Annotated in this window: 2 protein-coding genes; both read right to left on the bottom strand. The window is 69.5% G+C overall.

The annotated features are described in order from the left end of the window. Positions 1-296 (bottom strand): AIR carboxylase family protein (locus tag LQV45_RS35265; protein ID WP_230012690.1); only part of this gene is annotated, 296 nt, incomplete at its 3' end. Between the two features lie 83 nt (positions 297-379). Further along, positions 380-1,046: ATP-grasp domain-containing protein (locus LQV45_RS35260; RefSeq protein ID WP_230012688.1), on the bottom strand; the 667-nt coding region annotated here is incomplete at its 5' end.

The following is a 1,046-nucleotide window of genomic DNA, read 5'->3' as shown; positions in this document are numbered from 1 at the left end:
GCCGGCATCTGCACGATGGACAGCAGGGAATCCATGCCGTCCAGGGTCTTCAACGGCACGGGGACGCCGATCACCGGCAGGGGAGTGACCGAGGCCAGCATGCCGGGAAGATGCGCGGCGCCGCCGGCGCCGGCGATGATCAGGCGAAGACCGCGCTCGTGGGCCGTCTGGCCGTAGCGGATCATCTCCGTGGGCATCCGGTGGGCCGAGACGACGTCGGCCTCGGACGGGATTCCAAACTCGGCGAGGGCTTCGGCGGCGGCTTCCATGACCGGCCAGTCCGAATCCGAGCCCATCACGAGGCCCACGAGCGGGGTATCCGCGCGGGTGCCGGCGAGGGGGGTTCCCGCTTTGTTGGCTTCGGGGCTGGCTGCGGTGCTCATGCGGTCTCCTCGGAGGTTGCCGGCATTGCGCCGGCGTGGGCCCGGCCGTTCCGGATGATGTCGGCCACGGTGGTGGCCCGCTGCCGCACGGAGTCGACGTCGGCAGCTGAGGTCCCGACCAGGTTGACGTGGCCGATCTTCCGTCCGGGCCGGACGGCCTTGCCGTAGCAGTGCACCTTCGCGGCCGGTTCGCTCGCGAGGGCGGCGGGGAAGGCGGAATAGAGGTCCTGGTTGGCGCCGCCGAGGAAGTTCTTCATCACCACGACGGGCCCCAGCAGGTCAGTGGCGCCCAGCGGCAGGTTCAGGATGGCCCGCAGGTGCTGCTCGAACTGGCTGGTCACCGAGCCGTCCTGGGTCCAGTGCCCGGTATTGTGCGGGCGCATGGCGAGTTCATTGATCAGGAACCCGGCGCCCACGCCCGGGGTCTCGAAGAGTTCGACGGCCATGACACCGGTCACGCCGAGTTCGCCGGCGATCCGGACCGCGGCGTTTTCCGCGGCTGCGGCAACATCGACGGAGATGTCCAGGGCCGGGGCAATGACTTCATCGCACACCCCGTCCACCTGGATGGTGTGCACCACCGGCCAGGCCCGTGTTTCACCGTCAGGCGTCCTCGCGACCATGGCCGAGAGCTCCCGGCTGAATTCCACCTTGGCTTCGGCC

The sequence above is a fragment of the Microbacterium sp. Bi128 genome (genome assembly GCF_918698205.1).
The sequence above is the reverse complement of the archived record's forward strand: the minus strand, read 5'-3'. Positions and strand labels throughout refer to the sequence as shown.